Origin of the sequence: Terriglobus albidus, from assembly GCF_025685425.1 — a bacterium.
GTDB lineage: Bacteria > Acidobacteriota > Terriglobia > Terriglobales > Acidobacteriaceae > Terriglobus > Terriglobus albidus.
Map to the genome: position 1 here is coordinate 260426 of NZ_JAGTAS010000057.1, position 20025 is coordinate 280450.

14 protein-coding genes are annotated in these 20025 nt (G+C 55.7%); 5 read left to right on the forward strand and 9 right to left on the reverse strand.

The window, feature by feature from the left end:
• The first annotated feature begins 77 nt into the window (after window positions 1-77).
• A complete protein-coding gene (locus OHL21_RS17375) occupies window positions 78-2123 on the forward strand; it encodes a beta-galactosidase (RefSeq protein WP_263418555.1) in 2046 nt (681 codons plus the stop codon).
• A gap of 111 nt (window positions 2124-2234) precedes the next feature.
• The gene (locus OHL21_RS17380) at window positions 2235-3338 is read left to right on the forward strand and encodes an ATP-dependent DNA ligase (protein WP_263418556.1); all 1104 of its coding nucleotides are present in this window, start codon (window positions 2235-2237) and stop codon (window positions 3336-3338) included.
• Between the two features lie 113 nt (window positions 3339-3451).
• Here the strand turns inward: OHL21_RS17380 and ligD are convergent, their stop codons facing one another.
• A complete protein-coding gene (ligD, locus tag OHL21_RS17385; RefSeq protein WP_263418557.1) occupies window positions 3452-4747 on the reverse strand; it encodes a non-homologous end-joining DNA ligase in 1296 nt (431 codons plus the stop codon).
• Between the two features lie 145 nt (window positions 4748-4892).
• Between ligD and OHL21_RS17390 the strand changes: the two genes are divergently transcribed.
• Together OHL21_RS17390 and OHL21_RS17395 are read left to right on the forward strand one after the other, a co-directional pair.
• Window positions 4893-5342, forward strand: a complete 450-nt coding sequence (locus OHL21_RS17390; protein ID WP_263418558.1) for a hypothetical protein — start codon at window positions 4893-4895, stop codon at window positions 5340-5342.
• On the forward strand, window positions 5312-7009 hold the full coding sequence (locus tag OHL21_RS17395) for a multicopper oxidase family protein (protein ID WP_263418559.1): 1698 nt from the start codon (window positions 5312-5314) through the stop codon (window positions 7007-7009). Before OHL21_RS17390 ends, OHL21_RS17395 begins: the two co-directional genes overlap by 31 nt.
• A gap of 16 nt (window positions 7010-7025) precedes the next feature.
• Here OHL21_RS17395 and OHL21_RS17400 read toward each other — a convergent pair whose 3' ends face one another.
• From OHL21_RS17400 to OHL21_RS17425, 6 genes are all read right to left on the reverse strand, one after another.
• Window positions 7026-8318, reverse strand: a complete 1293-nt coding sequence (locus OHL21_RS17400) for a cation:proton antiporter (RefSeq protein ID WP_263418560.1) — start codon at window positions 8316-8318, stop codon at window positions 7026-7028.
• Between the two features lie 356 nt (window positions 8319-8674).
• Window positions 8675-9610, reverse strand: a complete 936-nt coding sequence (locus OHL21_RS17405) for a protein kinase family protein (RefSeq protein WP_263418561.1) — start codon at window positions 9608-9610, stop codon at window positions 8675-8677.
• Between the two features lie 152 nt (window positions 9611-9762).
• Window positions 9763-10764, reverse strand: a complete 1002-nt coding sequence (locus OHL21_RS17410) for an energy transducer TonB (RefSeq protein WP_263418562.1) — start codon at window positions 10762-10764, stop codon at window positions 9763-9765.
• Between the two features lie 207 nt (window positions 10765-10971).
• Window positions 10972-11790 carry a dolichyl-phosphate beta-glucosyltransferase gene (locus OHL21_RS17415; protein ID WP_263418563.1) on the reverse strand — a complete coding sequence of 273 codons (819 nt, stop codon included), beginning with the start codon at window positions 11788-11790 and terminating at the stop codon, window positions 10972-10974.
• Between the two features lie 156 nt (window positions 11791-11946).
• Entirely contained in the window at window positions 11947-13041 is a 1095-nt protein-coding gene (locus OHL21_RS17420) for a hypothetical protein (protein WP_263418564.1), read from the reverse strand.
• Between the two features lie 35 nt (window positions 13042-13076).
• Window positions 13077-14225, reverse strand: a complete 1149-nt coding sequence (locus OHL21_RS17425; protein ID WP_263418565.1) for a tetratricopeptide repeat protein — start codon at window positions 14223-14225, stop codon at window positions 13077-13079.
• 364 nt (window positions 14226-14589) lie between these two features.
• Between OHL21_RS17425 and OHL21_RS17430 the strand changes: the two genes are divergently transcribed.
• The gene (locus tag OHL21_RS17430) at window positions 14590-15441 is read left to right on the forward strand and encodes a hypothetical protein (protein WP_263418566.1); all 852 of its coding nucleotides are present in this window, start codon (window positions 14590-14592) and stop codon (window positions 15439-15441) included.
• Window positions 15442-15634: 193 nt separating this feature from the next.
• On the opposite strand, the gene OHL21_RS17435 is transcribed toward OHL21_RS17430, so the two are convergent.
• Together OHL21_RS17435 and OHL21_RS17440 are read right to left on the reverse strand one after the other, a co-directional pair.
• A complete protein-coding gene (locus OHL21_RS17435; RefSeq protein ID WP_263418567.1) occupies window positions 15635-18238 on the reverse strand; it encodes an alkaline phosphatase family protein in 2604 nt (867 codons plus the stop codon).
• A 210-nt stretch (window positions 18239-18448) separates the two neighbouring features.
• The gene (locus OHL21_RS17440; RefSeq protein WP_263418568.1) at window positions 18449-19828 is read right to left on the reverse strand and encodes a glycosyltransferase; all 1380 of its coding nucleotides are present in this window, start codon (window positions 19826-19828) and stop codon (window positions 18449-18451) included.
• Window positions 19829-20025 lie beyond the last annotated feature (197 nt).

The following is a 20025-nucleotide window of genomic DNA, read 5'->3' on the forward strand; positions in this document are numbered from 1 at the left end:
AGCGCGAGAGCCCGTTGTCTGGGGACCTCCGCCTGAATCAGGCATTTCCCGTGAATGCCGACATCCAGGAGATTCTGATGAAGCGCATCCTTCCTGCTGTACTGGCTACTGTTCTCTTCGCCAATCCGCTGGTGTCCCAGGCGCCGGCAACGGATGCCACGAAGCTCTACCTTGGCGCGGCATGGTATCCGGAAGCGTGGCCCGAGAGCCGGTGGGAACGCGACCTCACGCTCATGCAGCAAGCAGGCATCAACTTCGTCCGCATTACCGAGTTTGCCTGGAGCGCGATGGAGCCCAGCGAGGGCCACTACGACCTGGACTGGGTCAATCGAGCGATTCGCCTGGCGGAGAAACACGGCATCGCCGTAGTGCTTGGTACGCCGAGTGCCGCGCCGCCCGCATGGTTGACGCAGAAATATCCCCAGACCTTGTGGGTTGACCAGAATGGAAAACGCGCGGAACACGGCAACCGTCAGCAGTTCAACTGGGCCAATCCCAAATATCGTGAGCTCTCCGCCAAGATGGCGTCAGTCATGGCGGAGCGGTTTGGCCATGACCCTAATGTTATCGGCTGGCAGATCGATAACGAGTACGCGGAAGTCAGCTACGATCCACAGACCAAAAAGATGTTTCAGGATTGGCTTCGGACACGCTACGGCACGCTCGATGCATTGAACGCGCGTTGGACCACCAGCTACTGGAGCCAGACCTATAGCGACTGGTCACAGATTCCCATTGAGACGAAGTACGGAAATCCTGGTCTGCTCTTGAGCTGGAAGCGGTTTATTTCCGACACCTGGCGCAGCTATCAGAAGAATCAGCTCGATGTCATTCGGACGAAGGCAGACCGTCGCCAATGGATCACCACCAACATGATGGGATGGTTTGATGAGTATGACCACTACACCGTCAGCCAGGACCTTGATCTCGCATCGTGGGACGATTATGTCGGAAGCGGTCATCTCAACGCAGCACGCAACGGCGCAGCCCACGATCTGACCCGCGGCTTTCTACGCAAGAATTTTTGGGTGATGGAGACACAGCCGGGATTCGTGAACTGGCACGCAAACAATAACGCGCTCGACAAAGGCGAAGTTCGTGCCATGGCATGGCACGACATTGGTCATGGCGCCGATGCGGTCGAATACTGGCAGTGGCGTTCTGCGTTGAATGGGCAGGAGGAGTACCACGGGACCCTGGTTGGCGCCGATGGCGAGCCCGTTCCGCTGTACGACGAAGTTGCTCGGGTGGGTAAAGAGTTCACCGCCGCTTCACACGAACTGATGGGCACCACGGTCAAGTCTCAGGTTGCGGTACTGCAATCCTATGAGAGCCGCTGGGCCATCAACTGGCAGAGGCATAACCGCCAATGGGATCCCGTAGATGCGCTGGTCAGCTATTATCAGCCGCTTCGTGCAGAGGCACACTCGGTCGATATCGTGTCGCCTTCGGCGCCGCTTGACTCCTACAAGTTGGTCGTTGCCCCTGCAATGAACCTGCTCACACCTCAACAGACGGCCAACCTGATGCAGTATGTAGAACACGGCGGTCACCTTGTATTTGGCCAGCGTTCTGTAATGAAAGACGAGGATAACTCGCTACAGCCCGCACGCCAGCCGGGTCCCTTCGCCGCACCTCTGGGAGGACGCGTGGAGCAATACTATGCACTCCTGGCTCCTGTTCCGGTTGAGGGTGCTTGGGGCAACGGGACCTCAGCCATCTGGGCGGAGCAACTCAGCGCGAAGGACGATACCGAAACTTTGATGCGCTATGGCAAGAGCAACGGCTGGCTCGATGGGCAACCGGCGGCGATTACGAAGAAGGTTGGCAAGGGCCGTATTACGTATATCGGTGCGTGGCTGGACGAAAACACCGCCAAGAAGGCCGTGCACTGGATGTTGGACACCAGTGGAGTGAAGAGCGCCTGGCCTGTGATGCCCGAGGGCGTTGAGTTGTCTCTTCGGGAGAGCAATCAGCGGGAGATTGCCATCCTGGTGAATCTGAGCACTGAGACAAAGACCATTACGCTGCCAGGCGCACGCAAGGACATCCTGCACAACGGCGAATCCGTCACGAGTGTCAGTCTGCCTGCCTATGGTGTTGCGGTACTCGGCAACCAATAGTTGCGGTACTCGGCAACCAATAGAGGAGTAGGAGATAGAGGGCGAACGTAGTTCTTGCCCGAAGCATCCTACGGTGCATGAAACGACATGCACCAACTCAGGTGGGTCAACGTGAAAGAGAAACGTAACTTCGATCTTCCCGTCGATCCACCGGTACTCCCCATGCTTTCCAAGCGCGTCGATCAACTACCCGTGGGTTCCGAGTGGATCTATGAACCGAAGTGGGATGGGTTTCGTGCGCTGGTGTTTCGTGATGGAAAAGAACTTCTGCTCCAGAGCCGGGATACGAAGCCGCTGAATCGATACTTCCCGGAGCTTGTCCAGGCCCTCCTGGAGCAGCTCCCGGAGAGATGCGTTCTCGATGGCGAGATTGTGATCTCGAGAAACGGAGCTCTCGACTTCGATGCTTTACAGCTCCGCATTCATCCGGCGGCATCAAGAGTAAAGCTGCTTAGCCAGCAGACACCTGCCTCGGTCGTGTTTTTCGATCTGTTGGCCCAGGGTAACCGTGACTGGAGAGAGACAGCGTTTCGAGAACGGCGGGCTAAGCTGCAATCATTGCTTTCCAAAGTAAAGCCGCCGATTCACCTCACACCAGCCACAGACGATCCGGAGTTAGCGCGTGACTGGTTCCAGCGTTTCGAAGGCGCCGGCTTCGATGGCGTTATCGCAAAGGCAAAAGACAGCACCTACCAATCCGACAAGCGAACCATGTTTAAGGTGAAGCATGAACGTGACTGTGATTGCGTCGTTGCCGGGTTTCGTTGGTATCGCAAAGGTGACCGGCCGGCAGTTGGTTCCCTGCTGTTGGGTCTCTATGACGATTCCGGAGTACTGCAGCACGTCGGAGTCTGCGGGAGCTTTCCTCTCAAAAAACGATATGAGCTTGTCGAGTACCTGAAGCCCTATCAGAAGGATGCTCTCGCGAATCATCCCTGGAAGGGGCAGTTGGACGAGGAAACGGAAGATGGCGGCGGGCATCGCAGACCCGGAGGCCAGAGTCGCTGGAGTCAAGGCAAAGACCTTTCCTGGGAGCCTCTTCGCCTGGAGCTTGTTGCCGAAGTGGCCTATGAGCACATGCAGAGTGGACGTTTTCGCCACATGGCGCAGTTTCGCCGCTGGCGTTTTGATAAAAAGCCGGAGGAGTGTACGTACGAACAGCTTGAGGTCGTGCCACCGGAAGAGCTGAAGGCGATCTTTCCAGAGAATCAATAGAGCATTTTCACGTCGGTGTAGTGCAGGGGTTCCGCATCTATGGGCGTTTTCCGCAATGAAACCCCACTGCACTCCTCTTCAGGGATATCGAGCAACAGGGAAACTGCTCTAAATCAGCCTTTTGCCGGCTGCCGTCGCGATCTGCCAGCCTTGCGAGTCGGATCGTCGTCCGGGTCCGGAGTCTCCTGGGCTGGCCGCATTGCCTCAGGCACATGACGAAGGTTCACCCGAATCCTGGTCCATGTGGATGATCGCCCGCGCATGGAATCGACGAGCACATCGTCTATCTCCAAATAGCTAGCCGCTTTTGCGTGTCGCGTCTTCCATCGCTCGAGTCCAGCCAGAGCAGCATCTTTGTCCGGCGAATTGGCGACCGTTACAAGCGGCATTTTCACCCGGGGCTGCTTTGCGCGGGAGGGCGCCACACGAGTTCCTTCTCCTTCCGTCTTGCGGAAATGAGGTGGCCAGGGTGCGTCCCCAAGGCCGGCGGCATCGTCTCGCGCAGCCATCTCTAAAAGCCCTTCCAGTGACCCAGCGTAGGCATCCATATCGGCATGTGCATCCCCTCGCTCGGCAAACAGCCTGGGCACAGTCAACACAGTGAAATCGGCAGGCTCGCAATCTCGCACCTCATTCCACGACACAGGCATGGATACGCGGGCATCTGGAAGTGGCCGAACAGAATAGGCTGAAGCTGTCGTGCGGTCCTTCGCGTTTTGGTTGTAATCGAGAAAGACTCCGTGGCGTTCTTCTTTCCACCATTTGGATGTAGCCAAAGACGGCGCGCGACGTTCGATCTCGCGAGACAATGCCAGCGCGGCACGCCGCACCTCTTCAAATGTCCACCGTGGCTCTATGCGGACATTGACATGCATGCCTCGGGAGCCGCTTGTCTTGGGCCATCCCCGGAGCCCGATCTCCTCAAGCAATGCGTGCACTTCGAGCGCGATTTTACGAACCTCGTCCCACCCAATGCCTGGACCGGGATCGAGATCGATTCTCAACTCATCCGGATGGTCGAGATCGGTTACCCGAATGGCGTGGGGATGCAGTTCGATGCAGCCAAGGTTCACCACCCAGATCAAACCGGCAGCATGATTGACCACCAGTTCTTCGGCAGTTCTTCCAGAAGGGAAAGAAAGCGTGGCCGTCTGCATCCATGTGGGGTGATCCGCCGGAGCACGTTTCTGGTAGAAAGCCGGCGCCTCGGCGCCATTCACAAAGCGCTTCAATACCAGCGGACGGTCCCGAATTCCGCCAAGTGCGCCAGATGCGACGGAGAGGTAATAGCGGACAAGATCAAGTTTGGTGAGACGGGTATCCTTCGAGAAATAGAGCTTCTCAGGATGGGTAATACGTACTTCGTGCCCATCGATCGAGAGAACCTCGGCCGCTTCTGTTTTCGCCATCTGACCGCACTCCCTTTCCACCATTTGATGCGTCGCAGCCCCGCGACAGAAAAGCTGCCACACACGATATGGTCGTCTTTTGGCGCATCTAGAGTATTTTCCCTGTTGCTGGGTATCCCGAAAGAGCAGTGCTGCGGCGTTTTCATTGCGAAAAACGCCCATAGATGCGGAAGCCCTACACTACACCTGCAGGCAAAATGTTCTAGTCGCATTTTCCCTGTTGCTGGGTATCCCGGAAGAGCAGTGCTGCGGCGTTTTCATTGCGGAAACGCCGATAGATGCGGAAGCCCTACACTACACCTACAGGGAAAATGCTCTAGTCGCATTTTCCCTGTTGCTGGGTATCCCGAAGAGCAGTGCTGCGGCGTTTTCATTGCGGAAAACGCCCATAAGTGCGGAAGCCCTACACTACACCTACAGGGAAAATGCTCTAGTCGCATTTTCCCTGTTGCTGGGTATCCCGGAAGAGAAGTACTGCGGCGTTTTCATTGCGGAAAACGCCCATAGATGCGGAAGCCCTACACTACACCTACAGGGAAAATGCTCTAACGGGTTTGAGGAGACATGGGGAAAAGACACAGACGTGAGTTCCTGAAGCTATGGGCGGCGTCCATGCCTGGGCTTTTTCTGGAGCACGAGGCACACGGCCAGAAAAAAGAACCGAGCTCACCGAAGGTTGGCTACCGGAAGCCCGCGACCATCGAGCGATACATCGACCCTTTACCGAGACTGTCGCAACTGTCGCCCTATGGACATCGGAAAGGTAAAGACCTGTACCGCATCCGGATGGTGGAGTTCACTCGTCCGTTGCATTCCCAGCTTCCTCCGGCACGCCTTTGGGGGTACGAAGGACAGTATCCCGGGCCACTGATTGAGGCCCGCCGAAATAGGCCTATTGAAGTGCAATGGGAGAACAGGCTTCCGATGCGGCATATCCTGCCGATTGATCCCCATATTCATGGGGCCATGCCTCCAGCACCTGAAGTCAGAACTGTGCCTCATCTGCATGGAGCCAATGTCCCCTCCTCGAGCGATGGCCTTCCGGAGAAATGGTTCACGCCGGGACACTCGGTGCATTACGACTACCCCAATCAGCAACGCGCCGCGACGCTTTGGTACCACGATCATGCCATCGGTATCACGCGGCTGAACGTCTATGCCGGCCTGTCGAGTTTCTACCTGTTGCGGGATGATGAAGAACTGAACATGCACCTGCCTTCCGGCGAATACGAAATTCCTCTCGTCCTGCAGGACCGCACACTGGACGAAGACGGCCAGCTTCTCTATGCCCCTACGTTAGACGATGCTGTTCCCCTGCCAAAAGGAGTCTGGGGGCCGATGTTCTTCGGAGAGCTTCCGGTGGTCAACGGGGCAATCTATCCCTATGTGGAGGTCCGGCCGCAGCTTTACAGGATTCGTCTGCTGAATTCCTGCAACTCTCGCGTATTGAATCTGTATTTGAATCTGGCGAAGCGGCCGACGGATATCCCTCAATTAATCAGGTTCCATCAGATTGGCTCAGACGGTGGATTGATGCCGCAACCTGTTGCTCTCGAAAAGCTGGAACTGGCGCCAGGAGAACGGGCAGATCTCATCGTCGACTTCTCGTCGCTCGCTGGGAAGACAGTGACTCTCAGCAACGACGCTCCCGCTCCATATCCAGGGTGGAATGTGATGAATGCCACCTGGCCAATTCTGCTGGAATTCATGCAGTTCCGGGTCACCCTTCCTGCCGGGCCGGCACGCTCATTCAGCCTTCCAGAGAACGTAACCTTTACGAAGCTGAACGAAGGAGAAGCCATAAAGACACGTGACTTCATCCTTACCGAGGAGATGGACGCACAAGGCCGATCGATCGGCCTCCATATCAATGGAAAGGGATATCACGATCCTGTTACCGAAACGGTGACGCTAGGTACGCTGGAGAAGTGGCGGTTTATTAATACCAGCGATGATGCACATCCCATGCATGTGCACCTTGTCCAGTTTCAGATTTTGCACCGGCAAGGCTTCGACCTGGGCGCCTACCGCATGAACGGAAAGATTGAGCCTGTAGGCTCACCGAGACCACCACGCGCGAATGAGCAGGGGTGGAAAGATACTGCCACGGTAAATCCTGGCGACATTCTGACTATCCTTGCACGGTTTGAAGGCTATACGGGCAAGTACGTCTTTCACTGCCACATGCTGGAGCACGAAGACAACGATATGATGCGGCCATTCGTGGTTGTCGCGCCCGACCAGGATACGAAAGGCACGTAAACACTATCGACATTTCTCAGGTTTCCGAGGTGGAGACAAGGGCTACTTCCGCCGGCCCGGCCAATGGCTTCGGCGCCAATAGCGGCCAGCCTTTATGCACGACCATATCGAGCCACACGCCCGCAATCTGCGATGTAACCACAGCAGCCACAACTAACGTCGTGTAGAACTGCGCGCTGATGATGCCTGCATCGAGGGCAACGCTGGCGAGGACAATCCCCGGACCTCCGCGTGCATTCGTGGTGATGGCGAGGTTGATAAGGTCAAGTCCACGGAACCCCGCGAAGCGTCCGGCCAAGGAAACAGACAACACTTTCACCGCGGATGTCCCAAGAATAAAGGCAACCAGCATCCAGAAGGATATTCCTCGAATCAGATCGAGCCGTAAACCAACGATCGCAAAGTAAACCGGGATGAAGAACGCAAAGGAGACCTTGCCGATCGCTTCCAATGCATCCGCAAAGAGCCGGCGCTTTTTATGGACGACGGCAAAACCGGCGAGAAAGGCAGCGAAAACCATACTGATATGCAGCGCTCCGGCTACGACACAGTAAGCAAGCAATACGGCAACGGCGTAACCGGTCGGTGAGGCCTTTGCCATCACGTTGAAGCTGGCCTTGTTAAACCGCTTGACCAGGCGCGGCGCCAGGCTGAGTCCAAGAATGAAGAAGGTCACCGTTACGATAAGGTGATACGACAGCCCCCGGACATCCAATGCAGCCTTCCCTGCGGCTGCAGTAGCAACCGCCAGCGCCAACCAGAGAACGATATCCTCGAGCACCGCTACCCCTAGAACCAAACGAGCGAAACGCGTGTGAAGGATATGCAGGTCGGCAAAGATCTTAGAGACAACCGGCACCGAAGTGACGGCGACGCCTACAGCCAGAATGATTGTGATTGAGATTCGATTGCCATTCGGGCCCAGCAATGATGGCTTAATCAGCCAAGGGGCAAAGAATAGCCCCAGCAGGAATGGAAGGCCCGTACCGACGATTGTCAGCCAACCGACCTCGCGTCGCTCTTCATGAGTAAAGAGCTGCTGGGTCTCCGCGCCCGAAAGAAACATAAGGAGGAGAAGACCGAGCCAATAGACGAAATCGAGTACATTCCCTTGATGTTTTGCACTGTCAATGAAGTGCGCGACAGTCGGGATTCGACCGGCCACCGCATCTCCCAAAAGGATGCCGGCGAGAATCTCACCAACTGCTTTCGGTTGCCGCAGTTTGACAAAGACCCATCCCAGCAGCTGGGCCAATCCTGCCAACAGCAAAAGAAGAAGGAGAACCTGGGTCAGTTCAGAATTACTCATCGGCGCAAGATCTCATGAGAGTATTTTCCCTGTTGCTGGGTATTCCGAAAGGGCGTGAAGCGGCGTTTTCATTGCGGAAAACGCCGATAGATGCGGAGACCCAACTCTACACCTACAGGGAAAATGCTCTAGTCGCATTTTCCCTGTTGCTGGGTATCCCGAAGAGCAGTGCTGCGGCGTTTTCATTGCGGAAAACGCCCATAGATGCGGAGACCCAACTCTACACCTACAGGGAAAATGCTCTAGTCGCATTTTCCCTGTTGCTGGGTATCCCGAAGAGCAGTGCTGCGGCGTTTTCATTGCGGAAAACGCCCATAGATGCGGAGACCCAACTCTACACCTACAGGGAAAATGCTCTAGTGGATCTCGTTCATGGCTGCTACGGTCGTTACCGGCGGCCGATTTGGAGCTTCGGCAAAGACCCACACTCCTCGAAAGTTTTGCCGAAGTGCAGGATGTTGCTTCAGAAATGCACTCATAGCGTCGCGGTTACGCTTCTCCGCCACCGCCGGATCCGTGATGGATGGATCCATCTGCATATGAATCGCGATATCCAACTTATCTGCGTGGAGGCCATTATCCGGAGCGATGGAAAAGAAGCGGTACGCCGTACCATCGTCTCCTTTGACGAGTAGCGGTGAGTCCGCGCTGATTCCATTGGCAAGCTCCGGAGGCAGCGCATTCGAAGATTCGGAGCGAAGGCTTTCCAGATGAGTACTGGAAACAAAGACGGCAGGCTGAAGTAGCTGCCTGGCCTGCTGATAGTAGATATAAGCTACCCACGGTTCTTTGCTGGCCGCCATGGTCCGACCCTGGCGCCAGTACCATAAACCATCATGTCCGGCTGCTGAGTCCTCTTTCGGGAAGAGACCCGCGAGCTTCCAAGGGCTACCTGAGCTATCCTGCCGCAACAGCATGGAGAGGGTCCAGGGAGAAGAGCCTACAAAATCCACCATCGCAAACGCGTAGCGGCCTGGCGGTAGCCCTGGAATGCTGAAGTCCGCCTCAGCATTTTTACCACCGTTGAGTGTGCAGAAAAATTCGGCGTTTGGGAAGGTACCGTCGGCATTACGAGTGTTACTACTGGCGTCGAGTATATATACCTGCTCAACTTCAGCGCTCTTCCCTGCCAGCTTGGGAGATACCGTAGTGATGGCGCTGGCGATGCCACTGAAGTTCGAGGCAAACTCCGGGATCGTCGCCGCCTGTACTCCAGCCTGATCGTTTGCCTGGACCTTCCGCGCCAATGCCAATGAGTCATCCGCCAGCGCGTTCCTCTCAGCCGATTGCATCTTTGATTGCGTCGTACACGTTTCAGCACGAACCTGATAAGGAAGAGTCAGCAACATTCCCGTGCAGAATGTTAACCAAAAGCTCCGCTTCATCGATCGCTTCATAATGTCATCCTTGCATTCTTACCAAAGCAGTTCCAATGACGCAGAATCTAGCTCAGGATCTGGAAGTTCACTTCTACGTTCATCTCAACCGTGACGGGGTGTCCGTCCTTCATCGCCGGCTTGAACTTGTACTGGCGAACAGCTTCCAGAGCCTTTTCATCCAATCCCATCCCCAGGCCACGCACAAGACGTACATGCATGGGGCGCCCGTCGGGGCTTACCTGCAGATAGACAATGACTTTGCCGGAGACCTTCGCCCGCCTGGCCTCTTCGGTAAATCCTGGAGCGGGTGCAGAGATTACCTGTGGCTCCGAGACACCCCCGCCGACCTTGAAGACACCGCCACCGAAGTTCCCTCCAGAGCCTGATCCCAGTCCGTTTCCAAAGCCCGCACCGAGTCCTGCACCTGCCCCGTTTCCTGCTGATACCACGACCGAGGGTGCACTTGATATTCCCAGGTTGGGCACATCGGCTTTGGCCATCTTCAGATCCGCCTGAACATTAATCGTCGGCTGGACGGCCATCGTGATCTTCGGAGCCGCAGTCGGCATTACAGCCGGCATGATGGTTGGTTTCGGCTCGAACTTCGGCGGGTTCCCACGTGAGACCGGAATCGGGGTGTGCTGCCCTCCACCGCCGCTCATCGCCACCGCCTTCGGAGGAGCGATGGGGAGTACTGGGGGAGGCGGCAAAGGATCAACCAGGGTCACCGTTTTGGCCGGTCTCGGAGTCACGACAGCAACTATCTTCCGACTACCAAGCCAGATAAGAGCCATCAGTGCAACGCAGTTGATCGCAATCGCGAGACCAGTCGCCCGAGGGTCTCGCTTCACTGCCATGCGGTCGGGCAAAACAATGGGTTTGGATGTTGTATGCAGGGGAGGAGCCTTCGGTGGGGCAATCACATCGTGCAGGCCCTCCATGAGAGAAGCAAGCACGCCCTTCCCGGTAACCTGAGAGAGATCGCCACTCAAGATCTTGTAGTCTTGAGAATTTTTTGCGAGGGGTTGCTTTCGATCAAAGGCAGGTAATGTTTGCGAGATTCCCATGAAAGTTACATCCTCAGTTTTTCTGCCGCTATCGCAGGATGTCGTTCGAGTATTTGGATGCGGTGAAGGAGAGGAGTGTTTCCTTCGGAATTCGAGTACAGCATTGCCATTTCTCATGAGTGCTCCGATGCGCGGGGAATGGGGAAGAATGCCCGCGTGCATGCGAATAGGGATACGTGAGGGGGGATGAGTAGTAGCTCATATTCTTTATTGGGCGATTGCAGGTTGTTTCGATCTCTCGATAGGACGAGAAGGGGCAGTCACCAGATTGCTGGTATCCCTCATCATCGCGATTGCCTTGCTGTAGCGCCCGGCAGCCGCATTGAATCGTATGATTGCCATCTCCTCCAACATCTTGGCGCCATCCCTGAGATAACTGATACGGCTACGGTCATCATGTCCCCATGTCACAGGAACCTCCGCAATGCGGTAGCCAAGCTTGCTGGCAATGAACAGCAGCTCCGGATCGAATCCCCAACGCTCGATTGTCTGCAGGCGGAAGATTACCTGTGCCGCATCACGCTTGAACGCTTTGAACCCGCACTGCGTGTCCTTGAAAGAGAGGCCCGTCATAGCTCTTGTAACGTAGTTGAAGCAACGGCCGAATATCTGACGGTACAGCGGCTGCCGGACGGTTTGCCGAGCCCGGTCAAGCCAGCGAGAACCAATGGCTACATCGGCCCCGGCGCCAAGCGCAGCAATCAGCCGCTCCGCCTCGATGATCGGTGCAGACAGATCAGCATCGCTAAATATGACGATGTCACCTGCGGCCTGCAGAACGCCATTGCGGACAGCGTATCCCTTACCGCGATTTCTGAGATTCTTGATCAGATGTAACCGCGAGTAACGCTGCATCCACGCTTCAACAATCGAAACGGTACGATCCGTGGAACCATCGTCCACCACCAGCAACTCCGCGTCCCATTGACGCGCCTCAATGCATTTCAGTGTGAGGCTTAGGGTGTTATCGATCCGGTTAGCTTCGTTGTAGGCAGGAATTACTATGCTGAGATGCGGATGGGACATCGCCCAACTCCAGACAGGAAATTAACGTTCCATAAGGATGACCTGTGTGCCCCACGTAGCTTCACTGCTTGCCGTAGACCACACATGTCACAAAAACATGTGCACTATTGGTTGCCACATGTCTGCACAAGGTTGTGCACATCACACAGGAAGAGCTCACCAGATTCCCTTGTCGCTACCGGTGATCTTGTGTCCGATTGCCGCAGCCGTCGCAAGCCACGGTAAAAGCCCCAGGCGGGCGCCGCTGCTGATTTCTCCCTTTCTGAACGTATCCAGCAATTGCAGTCTGTACAGCTCTGCCGATTGCGGCATGATGGGCACGCGGAGAAAGTTCTTCCCGCAGTACATGACCTTCCCATCGAAGCGGGCGGCATCTCGCACAAACTCAGGAAGTAGAAGATGGGAGCCGGTGTACTTCCACACGTAATCCGAGACCAGCACGAGATAGGTTGCAACCCCTTCCCAGATTCCGCTTTGTTGTGCTGAACGCCTCAAGTCCTCATAGTCCAGGATGCCGGAGGCTACCAGTCCTGAAGAGTCGACAATGTCGCACAGGCGGAAGTAGAAATGGCGATACATGCGCTGCAAGGTTGAAATCATGATCCGGTCCGAAGGCGATGGCACGCGAAACACCTTTCCTTCAAACTCCAGTGCTCGCGATCGCGCCGGAATATTCTCTGCCAGTGTCAGATGTTCCCCCGTCTGTCCAAGGCGACACATGTGGATCTCGACAGCTTCAGGCAGGCCGGGAATCTCGAAGTTCCACTTGCCTGCCAAGCGATCTCCCCAACTACGCGACGCAATTGTGGCATCGAACTGTCGCTGCATCAGGGCAACCACGAGGTCAGGGGCCGCATTCGTATATAGATCCATATCGCTCCCAAAGTCAGGCCAGTGATCCAGGGTTTTGATGACGGTTACGTCTAAACCGGCGTTAGCGAATACGGTACAGATCGCCTGCAGATAAGTCGCAGCATGTGCGATACGGGCACGCTCGGCTGCGATGACATTATCGGCACACCGAACCTGTTCACGATCGTTCGCCTGGAGCATCAAGCTCCGGTACGCCTCCATCCCGCGGATAACCACATGGTTGCTATGCGCCAGCGACACGAGCTCATCGAACTGCGCCGTACTCATCTGCTGCAAGCGGCTAATGAGAGGAGAGAGACCGGCCACTGGGGATAGGACCAGCCGAGAGAGTATGTCCATAGTGTCGGCTGAGGTGTCGGGCAGATGGGAGTTTGGCATTCCGGGGAGCATCCTTTGATTCGTCGTGATTACATTTAGCGAGGCAGCGGTGCACTGGAAGGCGCCGGCTCTGGATTTTCGGGTTGAGACGGCGGCGGTTCCGGACTGCCATCACGCCGTATGAGTTCAACGGGTTCATTAGGGTTAGCAGGAGCTGGCTTCGGGGACTTCAATTCCTGGTAGACATCCTGCCGGCTCTGAAGTGCTACTTCGGCGAGGCGACGGCCTTCGGCCTCGGAACGGCTCGCCATACCAACAGCATCCCCGGCATCCTTCGCAGCTCTGGCTCGTGCATAGTAAGAAACAGCCGTCTCCAGGTCGCCGTCCCGCTCTGCCAGATAACCGATATTGTTGAGAGAGAACGCACTGTTGGGGTCCGCGGCATAGGCTTGCTCAAAATAGCTGCGGGCGGTTGCCCAATCTTCTTTATTGAGGGCGGACACACCTCTTACCGTGAACATGTGGGCGCGAATCTGATGGATATCCATCTCCGCCATGCGTGCGCGAAGTTTCTCGGCGGATTCAGCAGCGAGCGAACTGATCGACTTGCCCCGCGATGACTTCTCCAGCGCTACCACCACCTTCTGCGTCGAATGGGTCCTCGCTGCTGCGTCGTAGTACTTGAGGGCGTCTTCGAGATTCCCCGTCGCCTGTTCAGCAATACCGAGATTATTCAGCGTAAACGGATTGTTCGGATCGAGAGGAAGAGTCTGCTTCAACACGGCTTCCGCATCGAAAGCCCGATTCTGCTGCAACAACTGCATCGCATAGATATTGATGCGATTGATCCTCATCGGCATGTTCTTGATGGTGCCGAGAGCATCCATCATGGGTTTTCCCTTAAGGTCTTTATCGCTGCTGCGGTCGATCACGGCTTCGCATCCCTGCTCCACCGCAAGCCGGTAATATTCGGCGGCCCGATCGACCTGGCCCTGGAGTTCGGATACATAACCGAGGTTGTTCAGGGTAAACGGATCGGAAGGGTCGTAGAGATAGGCTTTGTAAAACAGGGCCTCTGCCTTCTCATACTTATGCTTTACGACGTGGTCCACACCTTCCCGGTTGAGCCGTTGCACCGGAGTCAACTCGGCACGCCGCGGAATTGTGATTCGAATGTACTGCGCAGAAAGAGGCGGAGAGGCTAGAACACCAGCGAGCGCAGTCAAAAGATATTTGCGATTCATTAGGATGACCTGTAATTTCGGGTAACCGATACACGTCGGCAATTGGGGAGTTAGATTCAGACGCAAGGTATTTTGGTTTTCTGCTAGAGCATTTTCCTGTAGGTGTAAAGCATCTATGGGCCTTTTCCGCAATAAAACGCCGCTGCACTCCTCTTCCGGGATACCCCAGCAACAGGGAAAATGCGATTAGAGCATTTCCTGTAGGTGTAAAGTAGGGCTTCTGCATCTATGGGCGTTTCCGCAATGAAAACGCCGCTGCCTTCTCTTCCGGAATACCCAGTAACACGGGAAATGCTGTAAGTACACGTATAGGTCAAGGTTCCCTTCCAGGCACCCTGAGAGCCCGCCAAAGCATCTCACCGTCATGCGTGTTTCGTGTCTTGGTCTGCTGGCTTTCTGTGCAACTGCCGCTTCCGGTCAGGCGCTTCCGGAAGGATTGCTCCCTCCGTCTGAAGCCGTTTCGAGGACGACCCTGCCATCTGTACCGCCAGGGCGCAGCACCGTTATGGGCGGGCAAATCGAAAATGTTGACCTTATCCGCGACCAATTTGCCCTGAAGGTGCCAGGCGGCGGCAGTAGCCACACCATCAAGATCCTCTTCGACGAGCGGACGCAGGTCTATCAAAATGGACAGAAGATTTCAGTATTGCACCTGCATCCCGCCGACCATGCCTCGATCGAGACCAGACTGGACGGCACCTCCATCTTTGCGGTCCGCATTCACATTCTTTCCAACGCGCCCAACGGACAGCTACGTGGCCAGGTCGTCGGTTATAACGCCGGCAAGGGCGAGCTGAAGATCCGCGGGACAAACATCGATAACACCGTAACCATCGCAGTACCTGCCGGAACGCCAGTCGCGCGGACCGGACAGGCGGCATTTGCACAAACAAGCCCCGGCCTCGCCGATCTGGTCCCAGACGCGATCGTTGATGTTGCGTTTCAGCCCGGAAAAGACGGCATTGGGCAGGCGAATCGGATCGATGTTCTTGCCGTTCCGGGCGCAGAGTTCATCTTCCGTGGTGAACTTTTATCTGTGGACCTTCGCGCCGGAAGAATGTCCATCGCGACAACCTCAGACCATCCCCCGATGGATATCGCGTTTGATCCTTCCCGCTTCGAAGTAGGCCGGCAGCTACATCAGGGCGGATTAGTAAAAGTCACGGCCCGATTTGACGGAACCCGTTACAACGCGACCGATATCCTGACTCAGTAAACCCACCTCAACATTCCCTATTGGGCTGATCACAATCTTCTCTTCTGTTGAAAATCCTTATCTTCGAAAAATCAGAGGGAGCCGATAGTCCGGCCCCCTCTCTGGTTTGCGACTTTCCTGAGACTAGAGCATTTTCACTGTTGCTTGGTATTCCGGCAGAGGAGTGCAGCGGCGTTTCCATCGCGGAAAACGCCTACGGCCCAAAGTTCGTAGGTGTGCAGGAGTTGTATCCGAGTGTGTTGTCGGACACAGGGGTTGGAGGTGTCGGCGGTGTGGCCCAGGGTGTAGCGGTGAAGTCGAAGAAATCCGTCAGATCCGGTTGAGCCTTATCGCGTTCGGTGAGGTGCTCCGAGGCTCCGAGGAAGCGGTTCTGAACAAACTTCAGAATTGCCGTGTGATCCATCGGGATATGCGAGACATAGTGCTTCCGGACGTATGGAGAGATAACCATATTGGGCACCCGAAAACCCAGTTGCGCGGCGAAGCCCAATTTAGCCGGCGCATCGTTGACGTTCGCACCGGGCTGTGATGGTCTCAGGTCGCAATGCTGGGTTGGAGTTCCTCCTGGCGGCACACAGGGATAGTATGTGTCCGGGTTCACGGCGATCGTCCCTATATCCGGAATGCTTGCAACAGAGATGTCGCCAACCATTGAATCGGTATAGTCATTCGAATGTGTGGGAACCGGGGGCACGTGATCGTAAGGACCACCGCCCTCATCATAGGCCAGGAAGAAGACAGAGTTCATCCAGGAAGAACTTGTCATCAATGCATTTACGATCTTCGCAACCTGCTGCTGTCCGACGAGAATTGATTGTCCCGAACCAGGATGCTCATCGTTTATCCCGTAGCCGGCTTCGATAAATGCGAAACTCGGCAATGTTCCGTTTGCCAGGTCGGTGTAGTACGACGACAGGGGTGCGATGTGTGTCGGATCGATGCAAAACGAGTTCGACGAGTCACCAACCACGCTCGATGGCTGGGTCGGGGCGGCACAGGCGCCTCCCGATGGATTCGAATGAAGGTAGGTATAGGAGTCGGCAAGCTGCGAGAAGTTTGTTGCCGGATACGTGGCGGATGCTCCTCCGCTCTGGCAGTCGTCAGGATCGAGACACCCCCCTTGGGTCACTGTGTAGTAAAGCTTCCAGGAGACATTCGCGGCAGTCAGCTTGGCGAAAATCGTAGGAATCTGCAACTGTGGCAGGCCGTCATCGTTACCGGGGTCCAGAGCAAGCCCTTGGGTCGTGCCTCCGGTAAAGGTCGCGATGCGGTTCGGGATGCTCTTGCTGGATACAGGCGAGAACCAGCGATCGGACAAGGCAAACTGAGACGCCATGTAGTAGTAATAGTTCAGGAAACCCTGATCGTAATACCCCATGGCGCGACGCCCAGTAAAATCACTGAAGGTTCCGGCACATCCTTTACCTGCCGCCTGACAATTCTTTGCATAGTTTTCATTCGTATGTACGAAGCCATCCATCAGGATTGACCTGCCAAGCGTGAAGTCATACCGGCTGGCATCACCATAGCTTTCGAGCCATGAGGATGTCTCGTCTTCGACACAGCTACTGGTCAGTTTGAACAGAGAATAGGATGTTCCCTCATCGCTCTGATTGCTTATCTTGGATAGTTTGTCATCGATACCATCGACATCGTAGGTCTTTGCATCGTCACCGACGTTCCAGTTGTTCGCCAGACGATAGGGATTCAGCATGCCGAAGTACTGGTCGAAGCTGTGGTTCTCCTGCAGCATGAAGATGACATGGCGAATGGATTGCAAATCCGCTGTCACCGTCACTTTTGCCGTAGCAGTTGCATTGCCTCCACTTGAGCCAGTTGCTGTGGCGGTGTAGGTCGTGGTTGCAGACGGCGTCACATTCTGGGTTCCACCGGTCGCCGACAGGGTATAACTGCTGCCGTCTGTCCCGGTAATGACAACCTTCGTCGCATTCGTCGCGGTCGCGGTCAGGACCGAAGATCCGCCGGGTGAGATGGAAGTAGGATTGGCGCTCAGAGTGACCGTTGCCGGGCTACCCGTCACTGTCACAGTTGCGGTGGCGGTAGCTGCGCCGCCACTGACGCCCGTGGCAGTTGCCGTATAGGTCGTGGTCGCAGACGGTGTGACATTGTGGCTCCCGCCCGTCGCCGGAAGCGTATAACTGCTGCCGTCTGTCCCCGTAATAACAACCTTCGTCGCATTCGTCGCAGTCGCGGTGAGGACCGAAGATCCGCCGGGTGAGATGGAAGTAGGGTTGGCACTCAGGGTCACCGTTGCGGCATTCGCCGTGACTGCCACCGCTGCGGTGGCCGTCGCTGTCCCACCGGTTGTACCGGTGGCTGTCGCCGTATAAGTGGTGGTTGAAGACGGTGTCACGTTCTGGGTACCGCCGGTCGGCGACAATGTATAGCGACTGCCATCTGTGCCAGTAATCACAACCTGCGTCGCATTCGTCGCGGTTGCTGTAAGTACCGACGATCCGCCAGGCGCCACCGACGTAGGATTGGCGCTCAAGGTGACCGTGGGCGGGTTGGCCGCTGCACCTACCGTTACGGTTGCAGTAGCGGTGGCGCTCGCCCCTCCAAGCCCCGTTGCGGTGGCTGTATACGTGGTTGTCGCAGATGGAGATACGCTCTGGGTCCCGCCCGGCGGCGACACCGTATAGCTGCTCCCGTCACTTCCTGTTACGGAGATATGCGTAGCATTCGTTGCGGTTACGGTCAGGACGGCCGTCCCCTCAGCAGAGATGGAATTCGGATTGGCACTCAAGGTGACCAGGACAATCGGGTTACCTGACATGCCAGAACCGCATCCACTCAACATCAACAGTAAGGATAGGAAAACGACCCACTTCGCCCTTAGCAGGGCACGCCAATTGAGGACAGCACCGAGCACTGTATTTCTCCTATCCCACTGGGGAGTGGAATGTGCCGCAAACATCAGAGATACAACCAAGAACCCAAAAGCTCTGCTACTTCAAACTCCATTGCATATTCGTGATGCATACAACTAAAGAACCTGTTCTGGGTAGCCATTCATCGCTGTCGAGGGTGCGGTCTCAAGCGGCACTGGACTTGGACCGGGCACATCGCGGTGCGGCGCCACCGTCTCTTCCCGGGCAGCATATCCACCGCTGAAAATGTGCTGCACAGGCATTCCGCCAACGTGTCGAGTCCACACGCTCCACGGACGCAAACGCCGTGCCAATCCTTTGGCATCCACAATCCGCTTGAGCTTGTGCAGCTCAAACCAACGAAGATAGGTGCGAGCCACATTCGCCATCGCCATCTGGACGCCCGCCTGATAGTTGTGCTCTGACATCTCCAACTGGAGTTGGGGAGATTCAAGAACCTGGATAATTTTTTGGGCGAAATCCGTGGCATCACCGGTTTTATAAAACAGGATGGCCATATCGTCGTCTCTCCCCATGCAACGAAAGTCTGGGATATCCGAGCACACAATCGGAAGGCCGTACTCACAGGCCTGATGTGCCGGACCGCTTGACCCAGTGGAAGAGTCATACGGCATCACCAGAAGAGAACTGGTACGAAAGAGCTCTGGAACATCCTTTTGAGGGATATAGCCGAGGAAATCGACCGGCAGCTCAGGCGGCAGCGAAGCGCGCACAGACTCCCAATAGCCCGCGGCAGCTGGATGATTTCCTCCGGCCACGATCAGCCGGGCATTTGGGATCTTCTCCAATACGGCCGGGAAGGCTTCCATCAACTTCTCGAGCCTCTTGTAGGTTCCCCAGTTCCCAAACGCAAGAATGCGGTGCTCCGGGTTTCCGCGCCGACTTAGGTCGGGTCCCTCTGAGATAGTCGTGAAAGTGCCATGCGTACCGATCATGATGTTTCGAGCGGCATACTTCCTCTCGAGTGTCTTTCGATAGTCGGATAGCAAGACGGTGACCCAGTTCGCCTTCAACAGAACACGGGTTGCTACATACGTTCCTGTACGCAGGAGCTTTTCCCGCTGCAGACTAGCGATAGAAGCGCTTTTGAAGTCAACGTGCTCGATGATGTGATGGAGCGTGATGTGCGTATAGAATCCGGCTGCCCGGGTAAGAGCCGGAGCAAACAGCCCCAGAAACGCCGCAATTGGATTCTTCGGCGTTCCGAAGCTCGAAAATACCAGGTTGAACCATACGACATCCGGCTTCCATTCGTGAATTGCTTTAAGAAGCCTTGCAGGGTTCGCCAGGCTATCGACCTTCCAGCAACGCACGATCCTCACCCCTGGAAGACCTGACACCTCTTCCGAAGAGAGGGTTTTGCCATGAGCATCTGTGACGAACTTGTACTCTTCGATTTCATCCGCAAGAACGATCAGCTCTACGCCTTCATGACGCTGAATCTCTTTTGCGATGTGGTAGGAATATTCGTTCAACGGCCCCTTACTTGGAGGAAACGCCGCGACTAGGCAGATTCGAATCATGGTACTTAGAAGAGTTGTAATGACTAATTGGATGTATTGGCTAAAGCCATTTTTTGAGAGAGGAACGTACTAATGCGCGCGCCAATCCTTCAAACTTAAGTAACCGCTACCACGCTGGATCAAAGCGTTTTGCAGGATGAAAACAGCTT